An 831-nucleotide genomic window follows, 5' to 3' on the forward strand; every position below is an offset into this window, starting at 1 on the left:
CTAGTGCGCTGCGCCGGGTGAGGTGAACGTGCAGCCTGTCGCGCGGGCCGATTCGTCCGTGGTCGCGTGATCGGTTTGCAAGGTGGTGTGCGTGATGGCGAAACGATCATGCAGCATCGCTTCGATCTCTCGGCGCACATCGTGGCAGTCGATGTCGTGATTCACGTAGATGTGGCCCGACAGTGCCGGCATGCCCGAGGTCACTTCCCACACGTGCAGATCGTCCAGCCGAGTCACCGCCGGCATGGCACGGATCGCCTCGGCAATGGATACTGGGTCCAGACCGCGTGGTGCCGCTTCCAGGAAGATGCGGCCCGAGTCGCGCACCAGTCCGATACCGGCTTTCAGCATCAATCCGGCGACGACCAGTGCGGCAAGGGAGTCCACGCGATTCCAACCCGTCCACCAGATGATGGCACCGGCAATGGCAGTGGCGATGAAGGCGTAGAGATCGGTGAGGATGTGCTGGAAGCTGCCTTCCACGTTGAGGCTTTGCCGGTTGGCCTTGCTCATCGCCCACACGGCGAGCAGGTTGACGCCAATACCGACCACCGCGATCACCGTGACCAGCAGACCTTCCACCACCGGCGGGTCGATCAGCCGGCGGATCGCCTCGACGATGAACCAGACCGACAGCAACAACAGCGTCAGCCCGTTCGCCTGGGCGCTCAGGATTTCGACCCGCTTGAGTCCGAACGTGTAGCTGCCACTGGCCGGGCGGCTGGCCAGACGCATCGCGACAAGCGCCAGTCCGATCGAGCCCACATCGGTGAGCATGTGCCCGGCATCGGAAATCAGGGCCAACGACTTGGCCAGGATGCCGACCACCAC

At 63.8% G+C, this 831-nt stretch carries 1 protein-coding gene; it reads right to left on the reverse strand.

From position 1 onward, the window contains the following. On the reverse strand, nt 1–831 hold an 831-nt coding region (locus AB7849_RS19490), incomplete at its 5' end, for a cation diffusion facilitator family transporter (protein WP_369501568.1).

It is taken from the genome of Rhodanobacter sp. FW021-MT20 (genome assembly GCF_041107475.1).
Classification (GTDB): domain Bacteria; phylum Pseudomonadota; class Gammaproteobacteria; order Xanthomonadales; family Rhodanobacteraceae; genus Rhodanobacter_A; species Rhodanobacter_A glycinis.